Raw genomic sequence first — 24,998 nt, forward strand, 5'->3', positions numbered from 1 at the left:
CCAGTGTCGGACCGCGCTACCTTTGGGTCAAGACATCGATAGGGAGCCGCTCATGTCCGCCACTCCGCCCGACCGGTCCAGCCGCGAATATCCCGACCGCCCCTGGGTTGGCGTCGGGGCCGTCGTCTGGCGCGGCGACAAGGTGTTGCTGATCCGGCGGGGCAAGGCGCCGCGGATGGGGCAGTGGAGCCTGCCGGGCGGAGCCCAGTCGGTCGGCGAGACGGTGTTCGAGACCGCAGTGCGCGAGGTGCGGGAGGAGACCGGGCTGGAGGTGGTGCCGACCGGGATCGTCACCGTGGTGGATGCCATCACCCCCGACGCCGAGGGGCGCGTCCACTACCACTATACGCTGGTCGAGGTGGCGGCGGAGAGTGCGGAGGGCGAGCCGCTCTGCGCCGACGATGCGCTGGAGGCCTGCTGGGCGACCGCCGATGAGGCCGGCGAACTGACGGAGTGGGACGAGACCCGCCGGGTCATCCTGATGTCTGCGGCCCAGCGGCAGAGCCGCCCAACCCGATAGGCGGCAGGATCGCGCTGCGCTCGGCAAGGAAATCGTCCACCCCGTCGGCGGTCAGCGGGCGCGACAGCCAATAGCCCTGCAAGACATCGCAGCGGTAGGCTTGCAGGTAGAGCCGCTGTTCCGGCGTCTCCACCCCCTCCGCCACCACGCCCAGCTCCAGCGCGTGGGCCAGCGCCACCACCGCCTGGACGATGGCGGCGGCGTCACGGTCCTCCACCATCGCCTGGACGAACTGCTTGTCGATCTTCAACGCCTCCACCGGCACCCGCCGCAGCGTCGCCAGCGAGGACCAGCCGGTGCCGAAATCGTCCAGCACCAGCCTGATCCCGGCTCCCCGCAACCGCAGCAGCGCCTCACGCGCCTCGGCAGTCTGGCTGAACATGCTGGTTTCGGTCAGCTCCAGCTTCAGGTTGGCAGCGGGCAGGCCGGTCTCCGCCAGAATGCCCAGCACCTTCAGCACCAGCCCCGGATCGTCGAGCTGCCGCGCCGACAGGTTGACCGACACCGGAATGTCGGGATAGCCGGCGCGCAGCCAGCCGGTCGCCGCGACACAGGCCGTCCGCAGGGTCCAATCGCCCAGCAGGTGGATCGCCTCCCCCTGCTCGGCCATCGGCACGAAGACATCGGGGGGCAGCATGGTGCCGTCGGACAGGCGCCAACGCGACAGCGCCTCGAACCCGGTCAGGCGGTTGGTCACGACATCGGCCTGGGGCTGGAAGACCAGGGACAGCTCCTGCCGGTCGATGGCGTCGCGCACCCGCGCGGCGAATCCGGCGTCGGATATCCCCTGTGTGCCGGGTCCGTTCGCGGGTCCGTTCGACGTCGCGTGCGTGTTCGCCACCGTCCGCTCCCTCTCGACAACCATTCCTTGGCTCTTCAAAACCCCCTTGGGGTTCGCTGCCATAACAACCACAGGAGGGGTTTGTTAACCATGTCGCGAAAGAGCTTGACGAATTTTATATGGTTACGAAAGTGTTAACGTTGCTGCGCCGGTGACAAGAAAAGGTCGAAGCCGAAGCGGCGCAGCTGCCCGATGGGACGTGAACACTTACGCCCGAGCTGCTCCCCGTTTGAGACGACTGGGCAGCAGCTCACCCGATTGATCGAGGACTGGATAGGCGGCGGCAACCAGATGGGCGTTGATCCGGCGCAGGTCGCGCAGGATGTCGAGGTGGAGGGCGCTGGTCTCCACGCTTTCCTTGCGGCCGGCGCGCAGCCGGGCGAAATGTGCTTCGGTGGCGCTGGTCTCCAGATCGCGGATCACCTCCTTTTCATGGATCAGAGCGCGGGCGGAGCGGACGTCGCGCGACACGAAGACGGCGGCGGCCAGCCGCTGGGTTTCGCTCAGCCGTTCCAGCATGCCGGCGATCTCGCCGGCCCCCTCGGTGGAGAAGCGCAGCTTGCGCCGGATTTTCTTCGAGGCAGTCTCCATCAGATTGCAATCGACGATGTCGCCGACATGTTCGAGGTTGATGGTGAAGGTCAGCACGTCCGACATCCGGCTGGCGTCGCTTTCGTCCAGATCCTCGACATTGATCTGGGTGAGGTAGCCTTTGATCGCCTCGTGCAGCCGGTCCAGCACATCGTCCATCCGGCGGATTTCCTGAACCCGCTTGCGGTCGTCGGTCTGGAGCACGTCCAAGGCGCCACGCAGCATGCCGTCCACCGTGTCGGCCATGCGCAGCGCCTCGCGCGAGGCGTTGGCGATGGCGAGGTGGGGAATGCGCAGCGCGCTGCGGTCGAGATAGAGCGGCATCGCCGGGTCGGCGACCGCCACCCGCTCCGGGAACATCCGGGTCAGTGCTCGCGCGAACCAGGGCAGCGGGCCGATGAACAACCCGGCCATCGCCAGGTTGAAGGCGAGGTGGAAGTTGGCAGCCAGCCGCGTGGCGTCCGGCGACACCGCTTGCAGGCCGGCAGTGATCGGCCCCAGCAGCGGCACGACGATCAGGCAGCCGACGAGGCGGTTGATCAGGTTGCCGACCGGCAGCCGACGGGCCGCCGGGTTGCGGCCGTCGCCGCCCGGCCCCTCGATCACCGGGTTGACGGCGCTGCCCAGATTGGCGCCGGCGACCATGGCGATTGCAGCCTCGGGCCCGATCACCCCGCCGCCGGCCAGCGAGGCGATCAGCAGGATGGCGGCAACGCTGGAATGGGCAGCCCAGGACAGCAGTGCCGCCAGCACTACCGCCACCACCGGATCGGCGGTCAACATCGCCAGCATCCGCCGCAGCATCGGTGCGTTCTCCGCCGGGGCGATGGTCGCCAGCAGCAGGTGCAGCGACAGCAGCATCAGGCCCAGACCGATGGCGACCCGTCCCAGATCGCGGCTGCGCGTCCGCGCGCCGCGGCGGAAGGCGATGAAGCCGCCGAGCAGCAGGACCGGCGCCACATGGGCGACGTCGAAGGCGAGGATCTGGACGATCAGGGTGGAGCCGACATTGGCTCCCAGCATCACCGCCAGCGCCGGCATCAGCGACACCAGTCCGGTGGCGGTGAAGCCGGTCGCCATCAGGCCGGTGGCGGTGCTGCTTTGCAGCAGCATGGTGATGCCCATGCCGGACAGGAAGGCGGTCCAGCGGTTGCGCAGCCCGGCTCCCAGGATGCGGCGCAGGTCGCCGCCCAGCGCGCGGGTCAGCCCGCTCTGCACCATGTGCAGCCCCCACAGGAGCAGCACGACGTTTCCGGCGAGTTCCAGCAGCACCCGTGTCGCCTGCATCGCACCCCCTCTGTCGGATCGGGGATGCGGTCAGGCGGCACCCCTAACTGAAGGGTAGGGCGCGCGGATTGTTACGACAATATGACAGTTGGGTGACAGCGTAGGGGGAAGGGGGCCATGAAGCCCCCGTTCCCCCCGGTCGGCATGACTCAGACGTTGAAGCGGAAGTGGAAGATGTCGCCGTCCTGGACGACATATTCCTTGCCTTCCTGGCGCATCTTGCCGGCGTCCTTCGCCCCCTGCTCGCCACCCAGCGTGACGAAGCTGGTGTAGTCGATGGTCTCGGCGCGGATGAAGCCGCGCTCGAAGTCGGTGTGGATGACGCCGGCGGCCTCGGGCGCCTTGGCGTTGCGGCGCACGGTCCAGGCCCGCGTCTCCTTCGGGCCGACTGTGAAGAAGGTGATCAGGTCCAGCAGCTTGAAGCCGGCGCGGATCAGCTTGTTGAGGCCGGTTTCCTCCAGCCCCATCGATTCCAGGAACTCGGCCTTCTCGGCCGGGTCGGACAGCTGGGCGACCTCGGACTCGATGGCGGCGGAGATCACGACGACCTCGGCATTCTCGGCCTTGGCCTTCTCGGCGACCTTGGCCGAGAAGCTGTTGCCGGTGGCGGCCGACGCCTCTTCGACGTTGCAGACATAGAGGACCGGCTTGTCGGTCAGCAGCATGAACTGCTTGAACACCGACCGCTCGTCGTCCGACACCTCGACCACGCGGGCGGGCTTGCCGTCCTGCAGCACCTTCAGGGCGCGCTCCATCAGGTCGGCCTTGATCTTGCTGTCCTTGTCGCCGCCCTTGGCCTTCTTCTGCAGGCTGGTCAGCTGGCGCTCAAGGCTTTCCATGTCGGCGAGCATCAGCTCGGTCTCGACCACCTCGGCATCGCGCAGCGGATCGACGTTGCCCTCGACATGGGTGATGTCGTCGTCCTCGAAGCAGCGCAGCACATGGACGATGGCGTCCACCTCGCGGATGTTGGCGAGGAACTGGTTGCCCAGCCCTTCACCCTTCGACGCCCCGCGGATCAGGCCGGCGATGTCCACGAACTCCAGCTGGGTCGGGACGACCTTCTGCGACTTGGCGATCTCCGCCAGCTTGTCCTGCCGCGGGTCGGGCACGCTGACGCGGCCGACGTTCGGCTCCTTGGTGCAGAAGGGGAAATTCGCTGCCTCGGCTGCCTGGGTGGCGGTCAGGGCGTTGAAAAGGGTCGACTTGCCGACGTTCGGCAGGCCGACGATGCCGCAATTGAAGCCCATGGTTGGGTGCTCGCCGTCGGAAATGCTGGAATTGAGGCGCTTTATCCTACGTGGGCGCGCAAAGAGCAAACGCGAAGTGGGGGAATGCCGGAACCGGCAAGGCCCGGCAGGGGCTTATTTGCCTTGGGTCGCCACCGTCACCTTGTTCATGAACAGCTCCGGCTGGCCGTCCACGATCAGGGGGAGGTTGTCGGAGACGGCGTCCAGCAGCGGGTCGATCCAACTCTGGTCGGCCTTGGCGAAGTCGTGCAGCACATAGCCGCTGACCAGATCCTTGTTGCCGGGATGGCCGATGCCGAGCCGGACGCGCCAGTAGTCCTTGCCGATATGCGCATCGATGGAGCGCAGGCCGTTGTGGCCGCCATGGCCGCCGCCCTTCTTCACCCGGATCTTGCCAGGGGGCAGGTCCAGCTCGTCATGGATGACGACGACGTTCTCGGGCTTCAGCTTGTAGAACTGGAGGGCGGCCACCACCGACTGGCCGGACAGGTTCATGAAGGTGGCGGGCTCCAGCGCCAGCACCTTGTCGCCGGCGACGGTGCCCTCGGCGGTCTGGCCCTGGAACCGCTTCTTCCACGGGGTGAAACGGTGGCGCTGGGCGATGGTCTCCACCGCCATGAAGCCGATGTTGTGGCGGTTGCGGGCATACTCGTTGCCGGGGTTGCCCAATCCGACCAGAAGCAACATGTCCCTCACCCTTTATCCGGAAACCAGGCTCCACAAACGAAGTGGGGGGCCGAAGCCCCCCACCGTAACCATCTTCGAAGAACGGACGCTCCCGATCAGGCAGCGGCGCCCTCTTCCGACTTCAGGCCCGACGGCGCAACGATGGTCGCGATGGTGAAATCGCGGTCGGTGATCGTCGAGGTCACACCCTCCGGCAGCTTGACCGCGGAGATGTGGATCGAGTCGCCGACATCGAAGCCTTCGCACGAGATGGTGATGTGCTCGGGGATGCTGTCGGCCGGGCAGCTCAGCTCCAGCTCGTGACGGACGATGTTCAGCACACCGCCGCGCTTCAGGCCGGCCGACTTGTCCTGGTCGGCGAATTCGACCGGAACCTGCACGTTGATGCGGGTGTCGGACGAAACGCGCAGGAAGTCGACATGCAGCGGGACGTCGGTCACCGGGTGGAACTGCACGTCGCGCGGCAGGACGCGGTGGGCAGTGCCGTCGACGGTGACGTCGAACAGGTGCGTGAAGAAGCCCGGCTGATGCAGGACGCGGGTGAACTCGAACTTCTCGAGCGAAATGGTGACAGGAGCCTGCTTACCACCGTAGATGACGGCCGGAATACGGCCGTCACGGCGGGTCTGGCGGGCGGTCCCCTTGCCGGCCCGTTCGCGCGTCTGAGCGCCGAGCGGAATGATCTTGGTCATGACGATGCTCCAAAACGAAAAGGGCGCCGGCCTCCAGGGGTGCCGACGCGTGCGCGGCGTGCATACGGCAAATGGCGGAGCACGTCAAGCTCCGCGCGGAATGGAACATTTGAAACATCGCGCCGCCGGCTGTTCAACGTTCCATCTCCACGCCCTGCCCATTCGTCGCCGCCAGTCTGCCACGGCGGGGCGGAGCGGGTGAAATTATCGTCAAGAAGGCTGGCGTCAAGAAGACTGGAGCGGGCGCGACAGGGCGATGGAGCGCACGGCCGGATCGGCCTCCAGCCCGGCGAGGTCGGCCGCGGCGATTTCGGCGGTGACGATGCCCGGAGCGATCGACCTGCCGCAGGAGAGGCAGTCGGGCGCAGCGGTGCCCGCATGCAGACGGACGATCACCGCGACGCGCTCGGCATCGTCCAGCGGCTGGGCCAGCATCGACGGCGAGGGGCTTTCCAGCTTCCTGAGCGAGGCGAGGTCAATCGGCATGCCGGCCATCCATAGGAAGAGAGCGGAGGGGGACGGGAGCGGAACCGCCCTCCGCGTCCCGGTGATGATGAGCCCCACACCCCGTCAGGGCAAGAGCGCCGCGAGTGCGGCTTGCCGGCTCACCTTGCCAGTTCAGCCCTGGCCTTGGCCCTGGGCTGCCTGCCACTCGTCGAAGTCCGGGTTGCGGGCGGAGTCGTGGTCGAGTTCCTCCAGGATGGACGCGGCCGACGCCCGGCCGTGGCCGTGCTGCGGATCCCAGTCCGCTCCGTCGGGCGGATCGCGGCGGACCATGCGGATCAGGCGCTCGCGCAGCGTCGCATTGTCCATCGGCAGACCCTTGCGGATCGACCGGGCATAGATCAGCGCGATCAGGCCGGTCACCGCCGGGGCGGCCATGCTGGTTCCATACTTCTCGACCACGCCGGTCACCGTCCGCGACCACGCCGCCTTGACGCGGTGTCCGGGGGCGGAGAGGTCCGGCTTCTGCCGCCCGTCGCGGGTCGGGCCGGCGCTGGAGAAGAAGGAGATCGGCGTGCCGTCGGAGTGGGCATCGTGCGACCCGACGATGATCGTCGAATGGCCGGTGGAGATCGAGCCCAGCATGTGGGAGGCGACGGGCTGGAGGAACTGCGCCTGGCCGGCATCGAGCCGCTCGATCCAGGCATGATAGTCGACGGGGCCGTCGTCCAGCGCCCGGAGCCGGATGGTCCATTCCCCCGTCGGCGCCCCCATGGCGACCCAGATGCCGATCACGTTGTCGTGGTTGTTGGGGTCGTCCAGCCGGTTGACGATGAAGACGGCCGGCGGCTTGCCCGGAAGGCCGTAGGGCAGCGATCCGTTCGGCTCGACCGGGCCGATCTCGGTGCCGTCGGGGGCGACCAGCGTCACCGACAGGCGCCGCCGGCCGGGATACCACAGCTCCACCTCGCAGCCGGCAGAGGTGGTCTCGTAGCCGGCGATGCCGAGCGTGGGGATGCCCAGGCCGATGGAACACGCGCCGCTCGCCGGGACGGTGCCGCTGGTGTGGATTCCGCTCTGTTGGGAATTGCCGGCGGCGATCACCACGGCCCGGTAGGGGGCCGCGTTGACCATGGCGTCCAGCCCCTGTTCCACCAGGGAGGTGCCGTCATGCGGACCGCCATTGGTGCCCAGGCTGAGATTGACCACGCAAGGCCGGTTGCCGGCGGCGTTGAAGATGTAGTTGACCGCTTCCAGCAGTTGGACGGTGCTGCCCAGCGTGTGGTTCAGCTGGTCGGGCGAGTTGACCGGCGTGGGGAGCTTGGCATCGACGAAGATCAGCGACGCCTTCGGCGCCACGCCCCGCTGCTTCGATCCCAGCCCGTTGCCCGCGGCGATGTCCATGACATGGGTGCCGTGGGTGCCGTTCTCCTGCGGCTTGCCGGGATCGTCCTTGGCCGGAGCGTAGCCGAGGGCGTCGTAAGGATCGTCGCTGGCGAGCGCCGCATCGATCTGCTCGGGCGTATAGAGCGCGCCGTAGGGGAAGGGCGAATTGGGCGTGCCGGACTGGTTCCACACCGCCAGCAGACGCGTGCGCCCGTCGGCCTGCCGGAAGTTCCGGTGCATGTAGTCGCAGCCGAAATCGACCACCCCGACGATGACGCCCTCGCCATCCCGGTGCGCATGCTGGACCCAGGGCGGCAGCAGGCCCGGCACCGTGGGATCGGGCAGCCCCGGCATTGCGAGGGTGCCCAGCCCCATCTCGGAAACGGTGGCGTTCAGCGCGGAATGGGTCGGCTGCGCCGCCTTCAGGCTGAGCACCACGGCATGGGCGTGAACCGCCTCGACCTGATCGGCATGCAGGCGGCCGGTGACGATCCACGACCCGTCGGCCGCCTTGCCGATGGTGCTGGCGGATTTGACGCCCGGCAGGGCGGCCCAGCCGTCCGGCGAGGTGACGCGGGCGATGACCGGCACCTCTTCGGCCGCTGCCGGTGCTGCGGCCACTTGGTCCTGCGCGGGGTCCTGCGCGGAACGGGCATGGCGGCGGGCATGGGAATCGCGGTTGAGGATGCGAAGCTGGAGCCGATGGTCCATCGGAGCGCCGGGGTTGCCGGGAAGGCTGCGCGCGGCGGACAGATCGGCGGCCTCGACCGGGGCCAGGCCCATATGGTGGGCGTGCAGCGGTAACCGTGGCGCCATCGGCGGGGGCCTCCGTAAGCGGGATCCGAACCACAGACCGCATTCCGGCCAGCCGGACGGGGAGGACCTCTGCGGAAAAGCGCAGGTCCCACCGCGATGCATGCGAAAGACTGTTGTTCGCGGACTGCCTATACTTTTACGGAAGATACTTTCCGGATTGCAACCGTTCGCGACGGTCCCGGCCTCACAGCCCCGTCGGGGTCGGGCGCGTGTCGGCGGTCCTTGTGGTGCCCTGGTCGATCAGCGGCTGGAGCGCCGGGGCGAGGCTTTTCAGCAGCTGGGCGGGCAGGGCGCTGGTGAAGCGGTAATTGTCGGCCTCCGGCCCATGGACGAAGGCGGTCATGGTGCCGAAGAAGCGGTCGCCGATGTAGAAGACGAAGGTGGCGGTGCGGTTGACCGCCTTCGATTCGATCAGCACGCCGCCCGGCCCCCAGCGGTCGAGCCGGTGGTCGCCGGTGCCGGTCTTGCCGCCCATCGGGATCGGCGCGCCCGCCGGATCCTTGAAGGAGCCCCAGACGCGCTTGGCGGTGCCGTTCTGCGCCACGTCCATCAGGGCGCGGCGCAGGGTGGCGCAGACCTCCGGCCGCAGAACGCGCTCGCCCTGCAAGGGCCCCAGCCCGAGCTTCGCCTCATAGGGCGTGCCGGCGGCGAAATGCAGCGAACGGATCTTCACCGTCGGCTGGCGCACCCCGTCGTTCAGGATCAGCCCCATCAGCTCGGCCAGCGCCGCCGGACGGTCGGCCGAGCTGCCGATGGCGGTCGCCAGCGACGGCACCAGCGTTTCGAACGGATAGCCGACGCTGCGCCATTGGGCGGTGATGCGCTGGAACGCCTCCTCCTCCAGCCCGATGCGGATGCGGGTGTTCTGGGCGGCCATGCCCTTCTTGAACAGCCAGCGATAGCTCTCCTGGCGTTCGTCGGCGCTGGCGGCCAGCACCTCCGCCCGCTTGGCGTCGGGATGCTGCTGGAGCCAGGCGACCAGCCACAGCTCCAGCGGATGGACGCGGGCGAGATATCCCAGATCGTTCAACGGGAAGCGGTCCGGCCCGTATTTGGAATAGAGCGCCGACAGCTCGGTGTCGGACAGCGCCTTCCCCGGCAGCCGGCCGCGCAGGAAGCTGGAGAATTCCGCCAGCCCGGCCTTGGGCCGCACGCTGCGGAAGATCACCGCCAGCCGGTGCGGCACCGGGCGCGAGCGGGTCGCCAGCCGGGCCAGCGCCTCGTCCGGCGTGCGCTTGCGGTAGTCGTTGTAGAAGCGGTTGAGGAAGTCCGTGCCCTCGCGGTCGGCGAAGCGGGCGAGATAGGCCTGACGGGCCGGATGGTCGGGGGTGCGCAGGATGTCGGCGCCGTCGTCCGCCCCCTCGTCCATGTAGAACTGGACGACGTCGCGCATCAGCCGGATGAAGGGCAGGTTGACGCTGTTCCGCAGCGCCTCCTGCACGGTCAGGATGCGGCCGTTGTCGTCCTTGTTGAAGTTGACGAAGCTGTGCTGGCCGCCGCCGGTGAAGAAGACCTCGCCAGGGCTGGCGGAATAGCGCCGCTCCATCGCCGCATCCAGCATGGCGGGCAGCCGGCGGTCGGGCGCCGCGGCCAGCCAGGAGGTCGCCCAGCGGGTCAGGTTGTCCGACGCCTCGTCCTCGACATCGCCCAGCAGCTCCTTCGGCAGATGGGCGTAGCGGCTGTGCAGTTCGGCGACGATCTGCAGATATGTCGCCAGCGTGCGCAGCTTGGCGGTGGAGCCGAGGTCCAGCTTCGCCCCGTCGTTGATGTCCAGCGGCTGGTCGAGGTTGTCGGCCTGGACGCGCAGGTAGTTGGCCTCGGGCCCGCGCTCGTAGAGGGTGATCGAATAGACCAGCTTGGACAGGTCGTTGTTGCGGGCGTCGAGCAGACGTTCGCCGGTCAGCCCGAGCGAGCGGGCATAGTCGGGCTCGTTCAGCCTGCCCAGCACCTCCACCACGCGGGCCTGGGTTTCGGCGTCCAGGGTGGATTGCGCGGTCAGGTCGAGGCGGTCGAGCGCGTAGAGGTTGGAAACGCCGAGCATGCCGAGCAGCCGGGCGCGGATGGCGTTGGTCGCCTTCTGCTCGACATAGGAGGTGGCGGGGCTGGTCGGCGCCTCCTCGCGGAAGACAAGCGGGGTGGCGAGTGCCGCATCGCGCAGGGCGGGGTCGATCACGCCGGCCTGGGCCAGGGCGCGCAGATGGGCGTCGGCCAGCCGGTCGAGGGCGACGCGGTCCTGGATCAGGTAATGGGAGGGCCGGCGCTGGGCCAGCAGCAGGGCCAGCACCTGCTTGTAGGCCAGCGCCTTCAGCTTCAGGGTGCGCGGGTCGCCTGCGGGGTCGCCGAGGACACGCTTGGCGATGGCGAGGTCGGTGCCGAACCAGGCCCACAGCCCGTCGCCCAGCCCGTTCACCTCGCCGAAGCCCGAGCGCGCGGTCAGCGGGGTGGAGTTCAGGTAATCGACCAGGATGCGGCGGCGGGCCTGGGTGGTGTCCTCGCCGTCGCTGTAGGCGCGGACGCTGGCCGAGGTCATCTGGCGCAGCTTCTCCACGCTGCCGACGGTCTGGCCGTCGGGCGAATGGCGGTATTTCTCGATCTGGGTGGCGAGCGTCGAGCCGCCGGGGGAGCGCTGGCCCGGCCGGATCATCTGGAGCGGCAGCATGGCGACGGCGGCGCCGAAGCGGTCCCATTCCACCGCCGGGTTGCGGCGCGGCTGGTCCTCGTCCAGAAGTTCGCGATTCTCGATGAACAGCAGCGTGTCGGCGACCAGCTTCGGCACATCGCCGAAGCCGTCGAACACCCGCTCGGGATAGCGCGCCGAGTACATGACCGCGCCGTTGCGGTCGAGCAGGGTCAGTCCGGCCTGCGTCTTCTCACGGTAGATCGGAAAGCCGCCGCCGGCCATGAAGCGGTCGAGCGCCGGCGACAGCACCGCCTGCTGCTCGATTGCGTAGACGTCATGGGTCAGCGCGTCGAGCTGGCCGGGCAGGGCGGTGTATCCCAGCCGTTCGTTGTACGGCCCATGCTTGGGATGGCGCGCCTGCGGATTGGGACCTTCCCGCAGGGTGACGGTCATCGACTGGGCGACGCCGGAGAGCAGACGGGCCTGGAGGCGCGAGGTCTGCATCTCCTGCCAGCCGGCATAGCCGGCAGCGGCCACGGTGGTCGCCAGCGCTGCCGCGACCGCCGCCCGCCGTGCCCAGCGTCCAACCTGCATCCACCGCTTGGCCATATCGGATGCGCACCCCCTGCCGCCCGACCCACACGGCCGGTGTCGGTCGGAACGATAGGCGAATTATGGTTAACGGGGGTTTAAGGGGGTGCCTCTTACCCCTCCAGCAGCGCCCTGGCGCGGGCGGCCAGCTCCGTCAGCGGGACCTCGACCTGCTCGCCCTTGACCAGATGCTTCAGGGTCGCGGTGCCGCGGGCCTGCTCGTCGGAGCCCATCAGCAGGACGACGGGGATGCCGGCGCGGTCGGCATACTTCATCTGCTTGGCGATCTTGCCGCCGTCCAGCTGGATTTCCGTGTTGATGCCGGCGGCGCGCAGCTCGCTGGCCATGCGGAAATAATCGGCGGACAGGGCCGGGTCCATCTGCGTCACCAGCACCTGGGCGGTGGGGGTGGCGTCCTTGATGATGCCGGCCTCCATCAGCTGGTAGAACAGGCGGGTGGCGCCGATGGAGATGCCGACGCCCGGCAGCTTCGACTTGGTGTAGTGGCTGGCGAGATTCTCGTAGCGACCGCCGGAGCAGACCGAGCCGATGCCGGGATGGTCGTTCAGGAAGGTCTCGTAGACGGTGCCGGTGTAGTAATCGAGGCCGCGCGCGATGGCGAGGTTGATGCGCACCGTGCCCTCCGGCACCTGGAAGGCCTTCAGCCCCTCGATGACGGTGGTCAGCTCGCCCACGCCTTCGCGGAAGAGATCGGTCTCGATGTCGAGCGCGCCCAGCGCCGCCAGCGTCTCGGCGTTGGTGCCCTTCATGGCGATCAGCGACAGGATGGTGTCGGCGGCATGCTCGGTCACGCCGAGGCCCAGCAGGCTGGCGCGCACCTTATCCTGGCCGATCTTGTCGAGCTTGTCGATCTCGCGCAGCACCAGCACGCGGGTGTCGGCGTCGGCGACGCCCAGACCGTCGAGCAGGCCCAGCAGGATCTTGCGGTTGTTCACGTTGATGGTGAAGCCGCCGAAGTTCAGCTCGGTGAAGACATGGTGGATCACCGCCGGGATCTCGGCGTCGTAATGGGCGGACAGGCTGTCCTTGCCGATCACGTCGATGTCGCACTGGTAGAATTCGCGGAAGCGCCCGCGCTGCGCCCGCTCGCCGCGGTAGACCCGCTGGATCTGGTAGCGGCGGAACGGGAACGCGAGGTCGCGCTCATGCTCCGCCACATAGCGGGCGAGCGGCACGGTCAGGTCGAAGCGCAGAGCCAGCTCCGGCTTGTTGCCCTGCTGGATGGCGCCGGTCGACTGGACGAAATAGACCTGCTTCTCCGTCTCGCCGCCCGACTTGGTCAGCAGCGTGTCGACCGTCTCGAACACCGGGGTTTCGACGGGGACGAAGCCGAACCGCTCATAGCCGCGGCGGATGGTGTCCAGCATGCGCTGGAAGGCCACCTGCTGGCGCGGCAGCAGCTCCATCGTTCCGGGCGGGGTGCGGGGCGTGATCAGGCTCATCGGAGAAGGTCCGCGCTTGGATAGGAAAAGCGTGGGTTTTCTAGCCCCTTTCGCCGGCCCCGTCACCTGCGGCCAAAAAAGGCGGCGGAAAAATTTTCAGGCTCCTCGAAAATTTTTTGGAAGGGCGTGGAATGAACGGCAGCGGGGCCGCGTTCATCTAAGCACGATCCCGCAACGAGGATCGCTCACCGAAATGGAGAAACCAAATGTCCGGCACCGTCTTTGGGTCGCGTATCCGCTCGTCCGTTTCGACCTTTGCGTTCGTCGCCCTGATGGCGACGGCCCCCGTGCTGAGCGCGGGTGCGGCAACGGTCGCGCCGGCCGCTCCGGCAACGCCGGCCCCCGCCGTGACGACCGACTCCACCACGACGGCTCCGAAGCTCGACCAGAAGGCCGATCAGAAGGCTGTCACCAAGAGCGAGGCCACCAAGACCGAAGCCACCAAGAGCGAGGCCCCGAAGGCCGACGCCACCAAGGCCGACGCCACCAAGGCGGATGCCGGCAAGACCGAGGCGGGCAAGACCAAGCATGAGCAGGTCGCGGCCACCCCGAAGGCCGAGGTGACCAAGACCCAGGCCGACGCCGTCGCCAAGGAACTGGGCGCCAAGCCGACCGACCAGCTGCCCGTCCAGCTCGGCAAGTACCACGAGCAGATGCTGGCCGCCCATGCGCTGAAGGACAGCGCCGCCCGCGACAAGGCGGTTGCCGACGCCCGGCAGCAGCTCGCCGGCATCGGCGGCAAGCCGGTGACCGCGGAGCAGGCCGCGAAGATCGACGGCATCCTCGGCCTGAAGACCTCGACCACCATCCAGTAAGGTTTCGGCCAGTAAGCTTTCGGCCAGGACGGCCAGCCCCCCGCCAACGCCGGCCGGCGGGGGGCTGCCGGCTTCACCCTGTGCTTCCAGTCTCCGTTTCCGGTTTGGGGACCGCCTCTGTTGAGATGCCGCGGCGATGGCGATAGAACGTCGTCCAAGCTCACCGCCCCTCGACACCAGCGCCGGGACCCGATCCATGCCGAACGACCGTCTTGTCATCCGCCGTCCCGACGACTGGCATGTCCACCTGCGCGACGGCGCCATGCTGAAGGCGGTTCTGCCCTTCACCGCCCGCCAGTTCGGCCGCGCCATCGTCATGCCGAACCTGAAGCCGCCGGTGGCGACGGCCGCCGATGCCGTGGCCTACCGCGAGCGCATCCTGGCAGCCCTGCCGGACGGCGTCGCCTTCACCCCGCTGATGACCGCCTACCTGACCGACGGCACCGATGCCGACGATCTGGCGCAGGGCTTCAAGGACGGGGTCTTCGCCGCCGCCAAGCTCTATCCCGCCAACGCCACCACCAACAGCGCCCATGGCGTCACCGACATCGCCCGCATCGCCCCGGTGCTGGAGCGCATGGCGGACATCGGCATGCCGCTGCTGATCCATGGCGAGGTGACCGACCAGTCGGTCGACATCTTCGACCGCGAGGCGGTGTTCATCGACAGCATCCTGGCCCCGCTGCTGGAGCGTCACCCCCGCCTGCGCGTCGTGCTGGAGCATGTGACGACGGCCGACGCCGTGCAGTTCGTGCGGGCCCATGCCGCCAGCGGCCGGATCGCCGCCACCATCACTGCGCACCATCTGCTGATCAACCGCAGCCACATCTTCCAGGGCGGCATCCGCCCGCACCTCTACTGCCTGCCGATCGCCAAGCGCGAGACGCACCGGGTGGCCCTGGTCGAGGCGGCGACGAGCGGCGAGGGGCCGTTCTTCCTCGGCACCGACACCGCGCCGCACACGGTGACCGCCAAGGAGGCCGCCTGCGGCTGCGCCGGCTGCTTCACCGCGGCCAACGCGCTGGAACTCTATGCCGAGGCGTTCGACGAGGCCGGCGCGCTCGACAGGCTGGAGGCATTCGCCAGCCTGAACGGCCCGCGTTTCTACAACCTGCCGGTCAGCGAGGAGCGGGTGGCGCTGGAGCGCCGTCCGTCGGTCGCCCCCGACCTGATCCTGGTCAGCGAGGGCGACGCCGTGCTGCCCTTCCGCAGCGGCGAGACCCTGCGCTGGAGCTTCGCCGGCGCGGTGTGACGGTCTGCGGACCGGTTTCGCGGAAAAGGGCGCGGATAAGGGAAGGACGGAACGGTCATGGCGACGATCCAGGAAGCTCTGCTCATCGCCTTCGACCTGCACCAGGAGCGGCGCCTCGACGAGGCGGATGCCATCTATCGCCAGATTCTGGACGCGGTTCCCGACCATGTCATGACGCTCCACCTGCGCGGCATCCTGCTGGGGCAGAGCGGCAGGCTGGAGGAGGGCTGCGCCCTGATCCGGCAGGCAATCGCCGGCGATGGGACGCAGCCGGATTTCCATACCAATCTCGCCGGCCTGCTGGAGGCGCTGGGACGGTCCGGCGAGGCCTTTGACCCGATGGTCCGCGCCGCCACCCTCGATCCCACCCGGATCGTCCAGCTCAACGATTTTGCGATGCGGTCCTTGAAGGCGGGCCGCCCCGGCGAGGCCGCGCAGGCGCTCCGTGCTGCGGTCGGCCTGCAACCGCTTTCCATCGAGCTGCGCTGCAACCTCGCGGTGGCGCTGGCCACGAATAGGCAGGGGGCGGCGGCGGCAGCGGAGCGCCGCATTGCCCTGCTGCTGGCCCCCGATGCCGCCGAGATGCTGCGGCTGCTGGGGGAGTATCTCCTGCCGTTGGGCCGGCAGGCTCCCGACGGCGCGGCGGCACGGACGCTCCGGCGTGCCCTGATCCTCGACCCGCTGCATCACGGCATCTGGAACGGGCTGGGCAGGCTGCACAAGGAGGCCGGACGATTGACGCAGGCGCGCCGGGCCTATGAGTCCGGCCTTGCGGTCGACCCGGCGGCGGCGGAGCTGTGGAACAACCGCTCGAATGTCCTGAAGGGGTTGGATGAGCTGGACGCCGCGCTGACCGGCCAGCGCCGGGCGGCGGCGTTGCGGCCGGACGAGGTCGGCATCCGCAGCAATCTGGGTGACGCGCTGCTGCTCGCGGGCCATCCGGAGGAAGCGTTGGCGAACACGCAGGCGGTGCTGGCGCTCGCTCCCGAGCTGGGGGAATCCCGGCTGCTCCGTGCCCTGGCCCTGCTGACCCTTGGCTGCTTCGAAGAGGGGTGGGCGGCCTGGGAAGACCGCTGGACCGTGCCGCCCTGGCTGTTCGCCGCCGGCCGGTTCCCGCAACCGGCCTGGACGGGTCAGCCGCTTGGCGGGAACCGTCTGCTGATCTGGGGCGAGCAGGGGATCGGCGACGAAATCCAGTTCGCCAGCCTGCTGCCGCTGCTGGTCCGGGCCGGTGTCGGCTGTGTGTTGGAATGCGAGCCGCGGCTGGTTCCGCTGTTCGCACGCTCACTGCCGGAGGTGGAGGTGGTCGCGCGTGGCTGGCCCCCCGATCCAAGCCTGACGCGGACCGAGGCGGCCGACCCGGTCCGCGCCCCGATCGCCGCGCAAATCCCGGCGGGCAGCCTGCCGCGCCTGCTGGGGGACGCCGGGGGCGCCCCGCGCTCCGCCGCGCCCTATCTGTTGGCCGATCCGGCCAGGGCTTCGGGTTTTCGCGCGGCGATTCCGGCCGGCACGCTGGCGGTCGGAATCGCTTGGCACACCACCAATCCCAAGCATGGGTGCAGTCGCAACATTCCGTTGCGCGTGCTGGCGCATGCGCTCCACCGGCCCGGCGTCCGCCTCGTGGTGCTGCAATATGGCGACTGGACTCAGGAGATCGCCGCCTTGACGGCGGAGGGCATCGACATCGGCGGACTGCCCGGTCTCGATCCCTGGGGCGACCTCGACGGGCTGGCCGCGGCGGTTGCCGCCCTCGACCTTGTGGTCTGCATCGACAATGTCACCGTGCATCTGGCCGGGGCGCTGGGGCGCCCGACCTGTGCATTGCTGCCCCATGCCGCCGAATGGCGCTGGCTGCGTGACCGGACGGACACCCCCTGGTATCCGTCCGTCACACTATGCCGCCAACAGGCGCCGAAGGACTGGAGCGTGCCGCTTCGGCTTGCACGGCAACGGCTCGACGAACTGGCCGGCGGATAGCCGGCTCCGCTCCACTCCTGTCCGACCCAGGCCACGCAGTCTCAGAACAGGCTGCCCTGTACCGGCACCGGCCGAGGCTTGCGCGGTGCCGCCTTTTTCTCCGGCTTGGGGTCCGCCTGCGCCTCGGGCTTGATCTCCACCTTGGGCGCGCCGCCATCGACGGTTGCTGCAACCTTGGCATCGTTGGCGAAGACGATGTTGACGGCCAGACCCGGCGTCGCCTGATCGGCGCGGGTCACCGGGCGGCCGTCGCGGTCCTCGACCAGGGCGAAGCCGCGGGCCAGCACACCCTTGTAGCTGTAACTCTCCAGCAGCTGTCCAAGGGACGCCAGAGATGCCGCCTTGTCGGCAACCCCCTTGGCATGGCTGCGGTCGAGGCGCGGCGTCAGGTCGGCGATGCGGCGTTCGCCGTCGGCCAGCTTCACCCGCGCCGGGGTCAGCGACAGCCGGCCGGCAACCCGGTCGAACCGCCCGCCGGCGGTGGTCACCGCATGGCGCAGGCCTGAATCGAGGGCGCGGCTTTCCGACGCCAGCTTCTGCTCGGCCTGGGCCAGCTTCTCGCGCGGATGGCGCAGCTTTGCGGCCAACTCGCCGACGCGGGTGCGGCGGCGCTCCAGCAGGGCCATCGCTGCAAGGTTCAGCCGCTCCGCCCGGTCGTCCAGCCGCTGGGCATGGCCCTCCAGCAGGGCGCGGGGATCGCCGAGGCCGCGGGCCAGCCCCTCCACCCGGTTGCGGCGGTCCTCCACCGCGCGGGAGGCGCAGGCGAGCAGCCGGCGCTCGTCGTCGAGGATCTGGGCCAGCAACTCGCCGCGCACCGGCACCGCCATCTCGGCGGCGGCGGTCGGGGTGGGGGCCCGCAGGTCCGACGCGAAGTCGATCAGCGTGGTGTCGGTCTCGTGCCCGACGGCGGAGATCAGCGGGATGGCGCTGGCCGCGGCGGCCCGGACGACATTCTCCTCGTTGAAGGCCATCAGGTCCTCCAGCGAGCCGCCGCCGCGCGCGACGATGATCAGGTCGGGGCGAGGGACGCGTCCACCCGGCTGAATGCGGTTGAAACCCTCGATGGCCGCCGTCACCTCGGCCGCCGCGCGCTCGCCCTGCACCGCGACCGGCCACAGCAGGACATGGCGGGGGAAGCGGTCGTTCAGCCGGTGCAGGATGTCGCGGATGACCGCCCCGGTGGGGGAGGTGACGACGCCGATCACGTCGGGCAGGAAGGGGATCCGCTTCTTGCGGGCGGGATCGAACAGCCCCTCCGCCGCCAGCCGGCGCTTGCGCTCCTCCAGCATCTTCAGGAGCGCGCCTTCGCCGGCCAGCTCCATCGACTCGACGATCAGCTGGTACTGCGAGCGACCGGGGTAGGTCGTCATCCGCCCGGTGACGATGACCTCCAGCCCTTCCTCCGGCCGGACGGCCAGCTTCGCCATGGTGCCGCGCCAGCACACCGCCTCGATCACCGCGGTGTCGTCCTTCAGGCGCATGTAGCAGTGGCCGGAGCTGTGCTTCTTCGGCTGGCTGATCTCGCCGCGGACGCGGACGAAGCCGAACTCCTCCTCGATGCTGCGCTTCAGCCGGCGGGCGAGGTCGCCGACGGTGAATTCCGGAAGGTTGGAGCCGGGGCGCGGTTCCGGGGCAATCAGCGGCGTGGAGGTTTGGGGTGCGTTTTCGGACGTCATGGCGCTCTTGAGTTGGGGCGCCGCCATGATACAAGGCGCGCAGATCGCAACAAGGCGGAAGGAGCGCCCCCCCATGAAAGTCCTCGTCGTCGGATCGGGCGGTCGTGAGCACGCGCTCTGCTGGGCCATTTCCAACTCGCCGCTGTGCGATGCGCTCTATTGCGCGCCGGGCAATGCCGGCATCGCCGACGTCGCCACGCTGGTGCCCATCGGGTCGGAAGATGTCGACGCGCTGGTGCGCTTCGTCCAGGACAACGCCATCGACTTCGTCGTCGTCGGTCCGGAAGGCCCGCTGGTGCTGGGTCTGGTGGACAGGCTGACCGCGCTGGGCGTCAAGGCCTTCGGGCCGAGTGCGGCGGCGGCGGAGCTTGAAGGCTCCAAGGGCTTCATGAAGGACATCCTGGCGAAATACGGGGTGCCCACCGCCTTCTACGAGCGCTTCAAGGATCCCGAAGCCGCCAAGGCCTATGTCCGCAAGCATGGCGCCCCCATCGTGGTGAAGGCCGACGGGCTGGCCGCCGGCAAGGGCGTCACCGTCGCCCGCACCGAGCAGGAGGCGTTCGAGGCCATCGACGACGCGCTGGTCGGCGGCCGTTTCGGCGCCGCCGGTGCCGAGGTGGTGGTGGAGGAGTTCCTGGACGGCGAGGAGGTCAGCTTCTTCGCGCTGTGCGACGGCGAGAACGCGCTGCCGCTGGCCTCCGCCCAGGACCACAAGGCGGTCGGCGACGGCGACACCGGCCCCAACACCGGCGGCATGGGCGCCTATTCCCCGGCCCCGGTGCTGACCGCCGATTTGCAGGATCGCGTGATGCGCGAGATCATCCTGCCGACGGTCAAGGGCATGGCGGCGGAAGGCAAGCCCTTCAAGGGCGTGCTGTTCGCCGGCCTGATGATCATGCAGACGCCGGACGGCCCGGTGCCGAAGACGCTGGAGTTCAACGTCCGCTTCGGCGACCCGGAATGCCAGACGCTGATGATGCGGCTGAAGTCCGACGCGCTGGCGGCGCTGGTGGCGGCGGCCGACGGGGTGCTGGACAGCATCGACCTGCGCTGGCACGACCGCACCGCGCTGTGCGTGGTGATGGCGGCCAACGGCTATCCCGGCGATTACGCCAGGAACACCGAGATCCGCGGGCTGGACAAGGCTGGTGCCGTGGACGGCGTAACCGTGTTCCATGCCGGCACCAAGCGGGCCGAGGATGGCCGGGTGCTGTCGGTCGGCGGCCGGGTGCTGGGCGTGACTGCGCTGGCGCCGACGGTGGCGGAGGCGCAGACGGCGGCCTACAAGGCGGTGGACGCGCTGGACTGGCCGGGCGGCTTCTGCCGCCGCGACATCGGCTGGCGGGCGGTGGGGCGGTAAGCTCTGCTATCGGACAGGAAATCAGGGGGCGCAGCGATGCGCCCCCTTTTCTTTTCCCTCAGGGTCTTTTCCCTTTACGCCCGCAGCCGTTCCGACGTGGAGGCGATGTTCTGCGACACCACTTCGATGTCGCGGACCACGCGGGTGACGCTGTGGGCGATCTCCTTGGTCGCCGATTCCTGCTGCGACACGGCAGCGGCGATGGTGGTCGAGATTTGCTGAACGTCGGTGACGATGGCGCCGATGCGGCGGATGGCGTCGACCGCGTGCAGAGCCTCCTGCTGGACCGATGCGATCTGTGCCGCGATGTCGTCGGCAGCACTGCCGCTCTGCTGGGCCAGCGACTTCACCTCGTTCGCCACAACGGCGAAGCCGCGGCCCGCCTCGCCGGCGCGGGCGGCTTCGATGGTGGCATTGAGCGCCAGCAGGTTGGTCTGCGAGGCGATGCTGTTGATCAGCTTGGTGATGGCGCCGATGCGCTCGGCCGAGGTGACCAGAGCCTCCACCGCGGCGTTGGTGCGGGTCGCCTCCTCCGATGCCTTCAGCGAGGCGCCCGACGCCTCGTTGGCGCGGTTGCTGATGTCGGAGATCGAGGCCGACAGCTCCTCCGTTGCGGCGGCGACGGTCTGGGCGTTGGCGGTGGCGCGGTCGGCGGCGGTGCCGACCTCGCGGTCCAGAGACTCGGCGAGGGTGGCGATGCTGCTGCGGCGTTCGCCGTCCAGTTCCGCCTGCCGCAGTTCGGCCATCTTCTGGCCGTGGATGTCGATCAGCGACCCGCAGGCGCGCAAGGCCAGGCCGTTGCCGTCGCGGGCGACACCGCCGATGGCGCGGAACCAGCGATAGGTGCCGTCCTTCAGCTTCAGCCGGTAATCGACGTCGTAGCCGGTGCGGCCGCTGCGGTCGTTCAGGCAGGCCATGAAGCCGTCGAAGGTCGGCTTGGCGTCGTCCGGGTGCAGCCTGTCGGCCCAGGAATTGACGCCGTCGGGGAAACCGATCTTGTCGTCACGGTCGAACCCGGCGAGGCGGCGGAATTCCGGCGACCAGTGCCAGCGGCTCTGCGCATGCATCGGGTCGGCGTTGTGGAACACCGCATCCCAAAGCCCGACGCCGGCATGGCGGTCGAGCAGCTTGGCCCGCTCCAACTCGTTGCGCTCGGCATCGATGTCGATCAGCGACCCGCAGGCGCGGAGCGCAAGGCCGCTGCTGTCGCGGGCGACGCCGCCGATGGCGCGGAACCAGCGATAGCTGCCGTCCTTCACCTTCAGCCGGTAATTCACGTCATAGCCGGTGCGGCCGCTGCGGTCGTTCAGGCAGGCCATGAAGCTGTCGAAGGTCGGCTTGGCATCGTCGGGGTGCAGCCGGTCTGCCCAGGACCCCACCTTGTCGGGGAAGCCGGCCGTGTCGTCGTGGCCAAAGCCGACGAGGCGGCGGAATTCCGGCGACCAGTGCCAGCGGCTCTGCGCATGCATCGGATCGCCATTGTGAATCACGGCGTCCCACAACCCGACACCCGCATGGCGTCCCAGCAGAGCCAGCTCTTCGGCTGCTTGATTGTCCTGGGGCTTGCGGAACGACAGCATTCTTTTTAACTCCCGATGGCTGAAGGCGACAGACGCATCATGGGCATATATTCGCTAAACAAACACTTAACAGATCATACCTTGTTTATACTTATAATATGCGCCGGTTGCTGCGGCCTGAGGAGTTTCGTCCGGATTCTCTGTGGGGTGAATTTGTTTGCATGCGTTTGCTGTTAAGAAATTCTGTTCCGATGCGCCGATAACAATAATGCGCACACCAAGGGCCAAACCGTCGGCGAAGGCCTACCGGCGCTCCCTGAAGAAGTCCCGCAGCAGCGTCCCGGCCCTTGTCTCGCCGATACCGCTGTAGATTTCCGGCGCGTGGTGGCAGGTCGGTTGGGTGAAGAAGCGCGGGCCGTGGTCGACGGCGCCGCCCTTGGGATCGTAGGCGCCGTAATAGACCCGCCGGATGCGAGCGAAGCTGATCGCCGCGGCGCAGAGCGCGCAGGGCTCCAGCGTCACATACAGGTCGCAGCCGGGAAGGCGGGGCTGGCCGCGCCCGGCACAGGCGGTGCGGATCGCCAGCAGTTCGGCATGGGCGGACGGGTCGCACAGCTCCTCCGTCCGGTTGCCGGCGGCGGCGAGCACCGCACCCGTTGCGGGATCGACGACGACGGCGCCGACCGGCACCTCGCCGCGCGCGGCGGCGGCCTCGGCGGCGGCGAAGGCGAGGTCCATATAGGAGGGAGAGGGCATGGCCGGGCAGGGTGCCAACCGGCCGCCGAGCCCGTCAACCGGATTCCGGTGCCAGGGCGCTGGACCAGTGTTGCGGGCGGCGCGTCCAGGCCCTATGGTCCGGCCATGGACCGCTCCGATACTGTCAAGAAATCCGATTCCGCCAATGATGGCGGTGAACGCATCGCCAAGCGACTGGCGCGCGCCGGCCTATGCTCGCGCCGCGACGCCGAACGCTGGATCGCCGAGGGCCGCGTCGCGGTCAACAGCCGCGTGCTGGACAGCCCCGCCTGCGTGGTGCGCCCCGGCGACATCGTGCAGGTCGACGGCAAGGTCATTCCGGAGCCGGAGCCGGCCCGCCTGTGGCGCTATCACAAGCCGTCGGGGCTGGTCACCACCGCCCGTGACGAGAAGGGTCGCGAGACCGTCTTCGACCGCCTGCCGCCCGAACTTCCGCGCGTGGTCTCCATCGGCCGTCTCGACCTGACGACCGAGGGACTGCTGCTGCTGACCAACGACGGCGAACTGGCCCGCTTCCTGGAACTGCCGGCCACCGGCTGGACCCGTCGCTACCGCGTGCGCGTCTTCGGCGAGGTCGACGAGAGGCAACTGGCGGCGCTGGAGAAGGGGCCGACCATCGAAGGCGTGAAGTACGGCCCGATCGAGGCCGCGCTCGACCGCATCCAGGGCCGCAACGCCTGGCTGACCGTCAGCCTGAAGGAAGGCAAGAACCGCGAGATCCGCAAGGTGATGGAGTCGCTGGGGCTCCAGGTCAACCGGCTGATCCGCGTCGCCTATGGCCCCTTCCAGCTCGGCAAGCTGGAGGAGGGGGCTGTGGAGGAGGTGCCGAAGCGCGTCGTCCGCGAACAGATCGCTCCCTTCTTCGGCACGCCCGAAGGGGCGGAGTCGACCGAGTCCGGCACCAAGCAGCGCGCCAAGGCCCGTGCCGAAGCGGCGGGGAAGTCCGGTCCGAAGGCCGCACCCTCGAAAGGCGGGGCGGCGGCAGCCGATGCCAAGGCGGCGCCGAAACGCGCGCCGCGGTCCGCCACCAAGCGGCACGAGGCCGAAGCCGCCCGCACCGAAGAGGCCAAGCCGGCGCGGCGCGGCGGGGCGACCCGCGGCACCCTGTCGCTCGGCGGCGGCTCGGCGAAGCCGGGCCGTTCCGGCAAGCCTGAGGGCGCCCGGTCCGACGCCCCGCGGTCCGAGGGCGCACGCTCTCGCGATGATAGGGCTCGTGACGATAGGCCGCGTGAAGACCGGCCGCGGGACGGCAAGGCTCCCGGTTTCAAGCCGGGCGGCTCCAAGCCGACCGGTCCGAAGGGGGCTGGTCCGAAGGGTGCCGGTCCGGCGCCGCGGGGCGGGCCGAAGGCCGGTGGCGAGAGGTCCGGCGACCGTCCTGGCGGCGGGGCTGGCGGACGGACGGAGCGCCCGCGTGCGGATCGTCGGCGGTAAGCACCGCGGCCGCAGTCTGGTGGCACCGGGCGGGCGCGATACCCGCCCCACCACCGACCGCACCCGGCAAGCCATTTTCAACATCCTGGCCCATGCCGACTGGGCGCCCGAGTTCGAGGGCGCCGCGGTCGTCGATGCCTTTTGCGGCACCGGTGCGCTGGGGCTGGAAGCCCTGTCGCGCGGTGCGTCCTGGTGCGGCTTCCTCGACATGGGCCGGCCGGCGCTCGACGCCGTGCGCGCCAATGTCGAGTCTCTGCGCGAGACGGCGAACGCCCAGATTCTGCGTGCCGATGCGGCAAAGCCGCCGCCGGCCCCCCGTGCGTGCATGCTGGCCTTCCTCGACCCACCCTATGGCCAGGGGCTGGCGCCGCGCGCGCTGGAGGGTCTGCTGCGCGCCGGCTGGCTGGCCGACGGCGCGCTCGCCGTGGTTGAGGTCGCCGACCGCGACCCGCTGCCTCTTCCCGATGGTTTTTCGGCGCTCGACGAGCGCCTCTATGGCGACACCCGCGTCGCCTTCCTGACGGTCCGCCACCTGGCCTGACCGCATGGGCGGTTCCCGCTTGCGCCCCCCTTGGCGTTGCGGGTCAGTCCCTTAGATCCCCCTGAGTTCCATTTTTTACCGGCCCCGCCCACCCGCCGATGGGGACGCATCCCTGGCGTTCCAAGGCTGGCGCTCGTGTTTTTCCATCATGCGGAAAGACGAAACAGATTGTTGAGTTCCAAAACAATCCGAGCAAAACATTATGTGTCGCCGATGCGGTTCCTCTATGGAAACGGCGGCATCTATCTATCTCCTAAGACTGCACACCCTCGTTTGAGGGGGCCGTGCAGGTACCGGCACGGCTTCTTTTTACAGAACACGCGACTGATCGGGTGATCCGATAATAGAACCGGTGTGGACCGCTCGCCGGATGTGGTGTGTAAGGTAAGTTTTACTTGATCAGACTGTATGCCTACGGCGTCGATCCGACCGTCGGTGTCTTTTTGTCCCCGGTTTTGGCATACCAGATTACATATCTGGCA

General features: G+C 68.8%; 19 protein-coding genes. 7 read left to right on the plus strand and 12 right to left on the minus strand.

Annotated features, from left to right (window positions below; genetic code table 11):
• The first annotated feature begins 52 nt into the window (after nucleotides 1–52).
• Nucleotides 53–520, plus strand: coding sequence for an NUDIX hydrolase (locus CRT60_RS26175; protein WP_098739452.1), 468 nt, complete (start codon nucleotides 53–55; stop codon nucleotides 518–520).
• Here the strand turns inward: CRT60_RS26175 and CRT60_RS26180 are convergent.
• From CRT60_RS26180 to hisS, 9 genes are all read right to left on the minus strand, one after another.
• A complete protein-coding gene (locus CRT60_RS26180; protein ID WP_244592765.1) occupies nucleotides 474–1,361 on the minus strand; it encodes an EAL domain-containing protein in 888 nt (295 codons plus the stop codon). The genes CRT60_RS26175 and CRT60_RS26180 overlap by 47 nt on opposite strands.
• A 207-nt stretch (nucleotides 1,362–1,568) precedes the next feature.
• Nucleotides 1,569–3,239, minus strand: coding sequence for a Na/Pi cotransporter family protein (locus tag CRT60_RS26185; RefSeq protein WP_098739454.1), 1,671 nt, complete (start codon nucleotides 3,237–3,239; stop codon nucleotides 1,569–1,571).
• A 149-nt stretch (nucleotides 3,240–3,388) separates the two neighbouring features.
• On the minus strand, nucleotides 3,389–4,489 hold the full coding sequence (gene ychF / locus CRT60_RS26190) for a redox-regulated ATPase YchF (RefSeq protein WP_098739455.1): 1,101 nt from the start codon (nucleotides 4,487–4,489) through the stop codon (nucleotides 3,389–3,391).
• 114 nt (nucleotides 4,490–4,603) lie between these two features.
• Nucleotides 4,604–5,176 carry an aminoacyl-tRNA hydrolase gene (pth, locus tag CRT60_RS26195; RefSeq protein ID WP_098739456.1) on the minus strand — a complete coding sequence of 191 codons (573 nt, stop codon included), beginning with the start codon at nucleotides 5,174–5,176 and terminating at the stop codon, nucleotides 4,604–4,606.
• A gap of 95 nt (nucleotides 5,177–5,271) precedes the next feature.
• On the minus strand, nucleotides 5,272–5,868 hold the full coding sequence (locus CRT60_RS26200; protein ID WP_098739457.1) for a 50S ribosomal protein L25/general stress protein Ctc: 597 nt from the start codon (nucleotides 5,866–5,868) through the stop codon (nucleotides 5,272–5,274).
• Between the two features lie 225 nt (nucleotides 5,869–6,093).
• Nucleotides 6,094–6,354: a hypothetical protein gene (locus CRT60_RS26205; protein ID WP_098739458.1), complete on the minus strand. Its 261-nt coding sequence runs from the start codon at nucleotides 6,352–6,354 to the stop codon at nucleotides 6,094–6,096.
• Nucleotides 6,355–6,486: 132 nt separating this feature from the next.
• Nucleotides 6,487–8,514, minus strand: coding sequence for a S8 family peptidase (locus CRT60_RS26210; protein WP_161958124.1), 2,028 nt, complete (start codon nucleotides 8,512–8,514; stop codon nucleotides 6,487–6,489).
• A 184-nt stretch (nucleotides 8,515–8,698) separates the two neighbouring features.
• Nucleotides 8,699–11,743, minus strand: a complete 3,045-nt coding sequence (locus CRT60_RS26215; protein ID WP_098739460.1) for a transglycosylase domain-containing protein — start codon at nucleotides 11,741–11,743, stop codon at nucleotides 8,699–8,701.
• Nucleotides 11,744–11,838: 95 nt separating this feature from the next.
• A complete protein-coding gene (hisS, locus tag CRT60_RS26220) occupies nucleotides 11,839–13,188 on the minus strand; it encodes a histidine--tRNA ligase (RefSeq protein WP_098739461.1) in 1,350 nt (449 codons plus the stop codon).
• A 206-nt stretch (nucleotides 13,189–13,394) separates the two neighbouring features.
• On the opposite strand from hisS, the gene CRT60_RS26225 reads away from it, so the two are divergent.
• The 3 genes from CRT60_RS26225 to CRT60_RS26235 all read left to right on the plus strand — a co-directional run bounded on the left by CRT60_RS26225 (nucleotide 13,395) and on the right by CRT60_RS26235 (nucleotide 17,232).
• Nucleotides 13,395–14,003, plus strand: a complete 609-nt coding sequence (locus tag CRT60_RS26225; protein WP_098739462.1) for a hypothetical protein — start codon at nucleotides 13,395–13,397, stop codon at nucleotides 14,001–14,003.
• 196 nt (nucleotides 14,004–14,199) lie between these two features.
• Nucleotides 14,200–15,255, plus strand: a complete 1,056-nt coding sequence (pyrC, locus tag CRT60_RS26230) for a dihydroorotase (protein ID WP_098739463.1) — start codon at nucleotides 14,200–14,202, stop codon at nucleotides 15,253–15,255.
• Nucleotides 15,256–15,312: 57 nt separating this feature from the next.
• Complete coding sequence (locus tag CRT60_RS26235; RefSeq protein WP_098739464.1) at nucleotides 15,313–17,232, plus strand: tetratricopeptide repeat protein; 1,920 nt, start codon at nucleotides 15,313–15,315, stop codon at nucleotides 17,230–17,232.
• A gap of 41 nt (nucleotides 17,233–17,273) precedes the next feature.
• Here CRT60_RS26235 and xseA read toward each other — a convergent pair whose 3' ends face one another.
• Nucleotides 17,274–18,908: an exodeoxyribonuclease VII large subunit gene (xseA, locus tag CRT60_RS26240; RefSeq protein ID WP_167421815.1), complete on the minus strand. Its 1,635-nt coding sequence runs from the start codon at nucleotides 18,906–18,908 to the stop codon at nucleotides 17,274–17,276.
• A gap of 73 nt (nucleotides 18,909–18,981) precedes the next feature.
• Between xseA and purD the strand changes: the two genes are divergently transcribed.
• Nucleotides 18,982–20,268: a phosphoribosylamine--glycine ligase gene (gene purD, locus CRT60_RS26245; RefSeq protein WP_098739465.1), complete on the plus strand. Its 1,287-nt coding sequence runs from the start codon at nucleotides 18,982–18,984 to the stop codon at nucleotides 20,266–20,268.
• A gap of 74 nt (nucleotides 20,269–20,342) precedes the next feature.
• Here the strand turns inward: purD and CRT60_RS26250 are convergent, their stop codons facing one another.
• Complete coding sequence (locus CRT60_RS26250) at nucleotides 20,343–21,848, minus strand: methyl-accepting chemotaxis protein (protein WP_098739466.1); 1,506 nt, start codon at nucleotides 21,846–21,848, stop codon at nucleotides 20,343–20,345.
• A gap of 243 nt (nucleotides 21,849–22,091) precedes the next feature.
• Nucleotides 22,092–22,544: a nucleoside deaminase gene (locus CRT60_RS26255; RefSeq protein WP_098739467.1), complete on the minus strand. Its 453-nt coding sequence runs from the start codon at nucleotides 22,542–22,544 to the stop codon at nucleotides 22,092–22,094.
• Between the two features lie 105 nt (nucleotides 22,545–22,649).
• Between CRT60_RS26255 and CRT60_RS37825 the strand changes: the two genes are divergently transcribed.
• Entirely contained in the window at nucleotides 22,650–23,975 is a 1,326-nt protein-coding gene (locus CRT60_RS37825) for a pseudouridine synthase (RefSeq protein ID WP_098739468.1), read from the plus strand.
• Nucleotides 23,956–24,516: a 16S rRNA (guanine(966)-N(2))-methyltransferase RsmD gene (rsmD, locus tag CRT60_RS26265; protein ID WP_098739469.1), complete on the plus strand. Its 561-nt coding sequence runs from the start codon at nucleotides 23,956–23,958 to the stop codon at nucleotides 24,514–24,516. The genes CRT60_RS37825 and rsmD overlap by 20 nt, the downstream gene beginning before the upstream one ends.
• Nucleotides 24,517–24,998: the final 482 nt, after the last annotated feature.

This window comes from Azospirillum palustre (assembly GCF_002573965.1).
GTDB lineage: Bacteria > Pseudomonadota > Alphaproteobacteria > Azospirillales > Azospirillaceae > Azospirillum > Azospirillum palustre.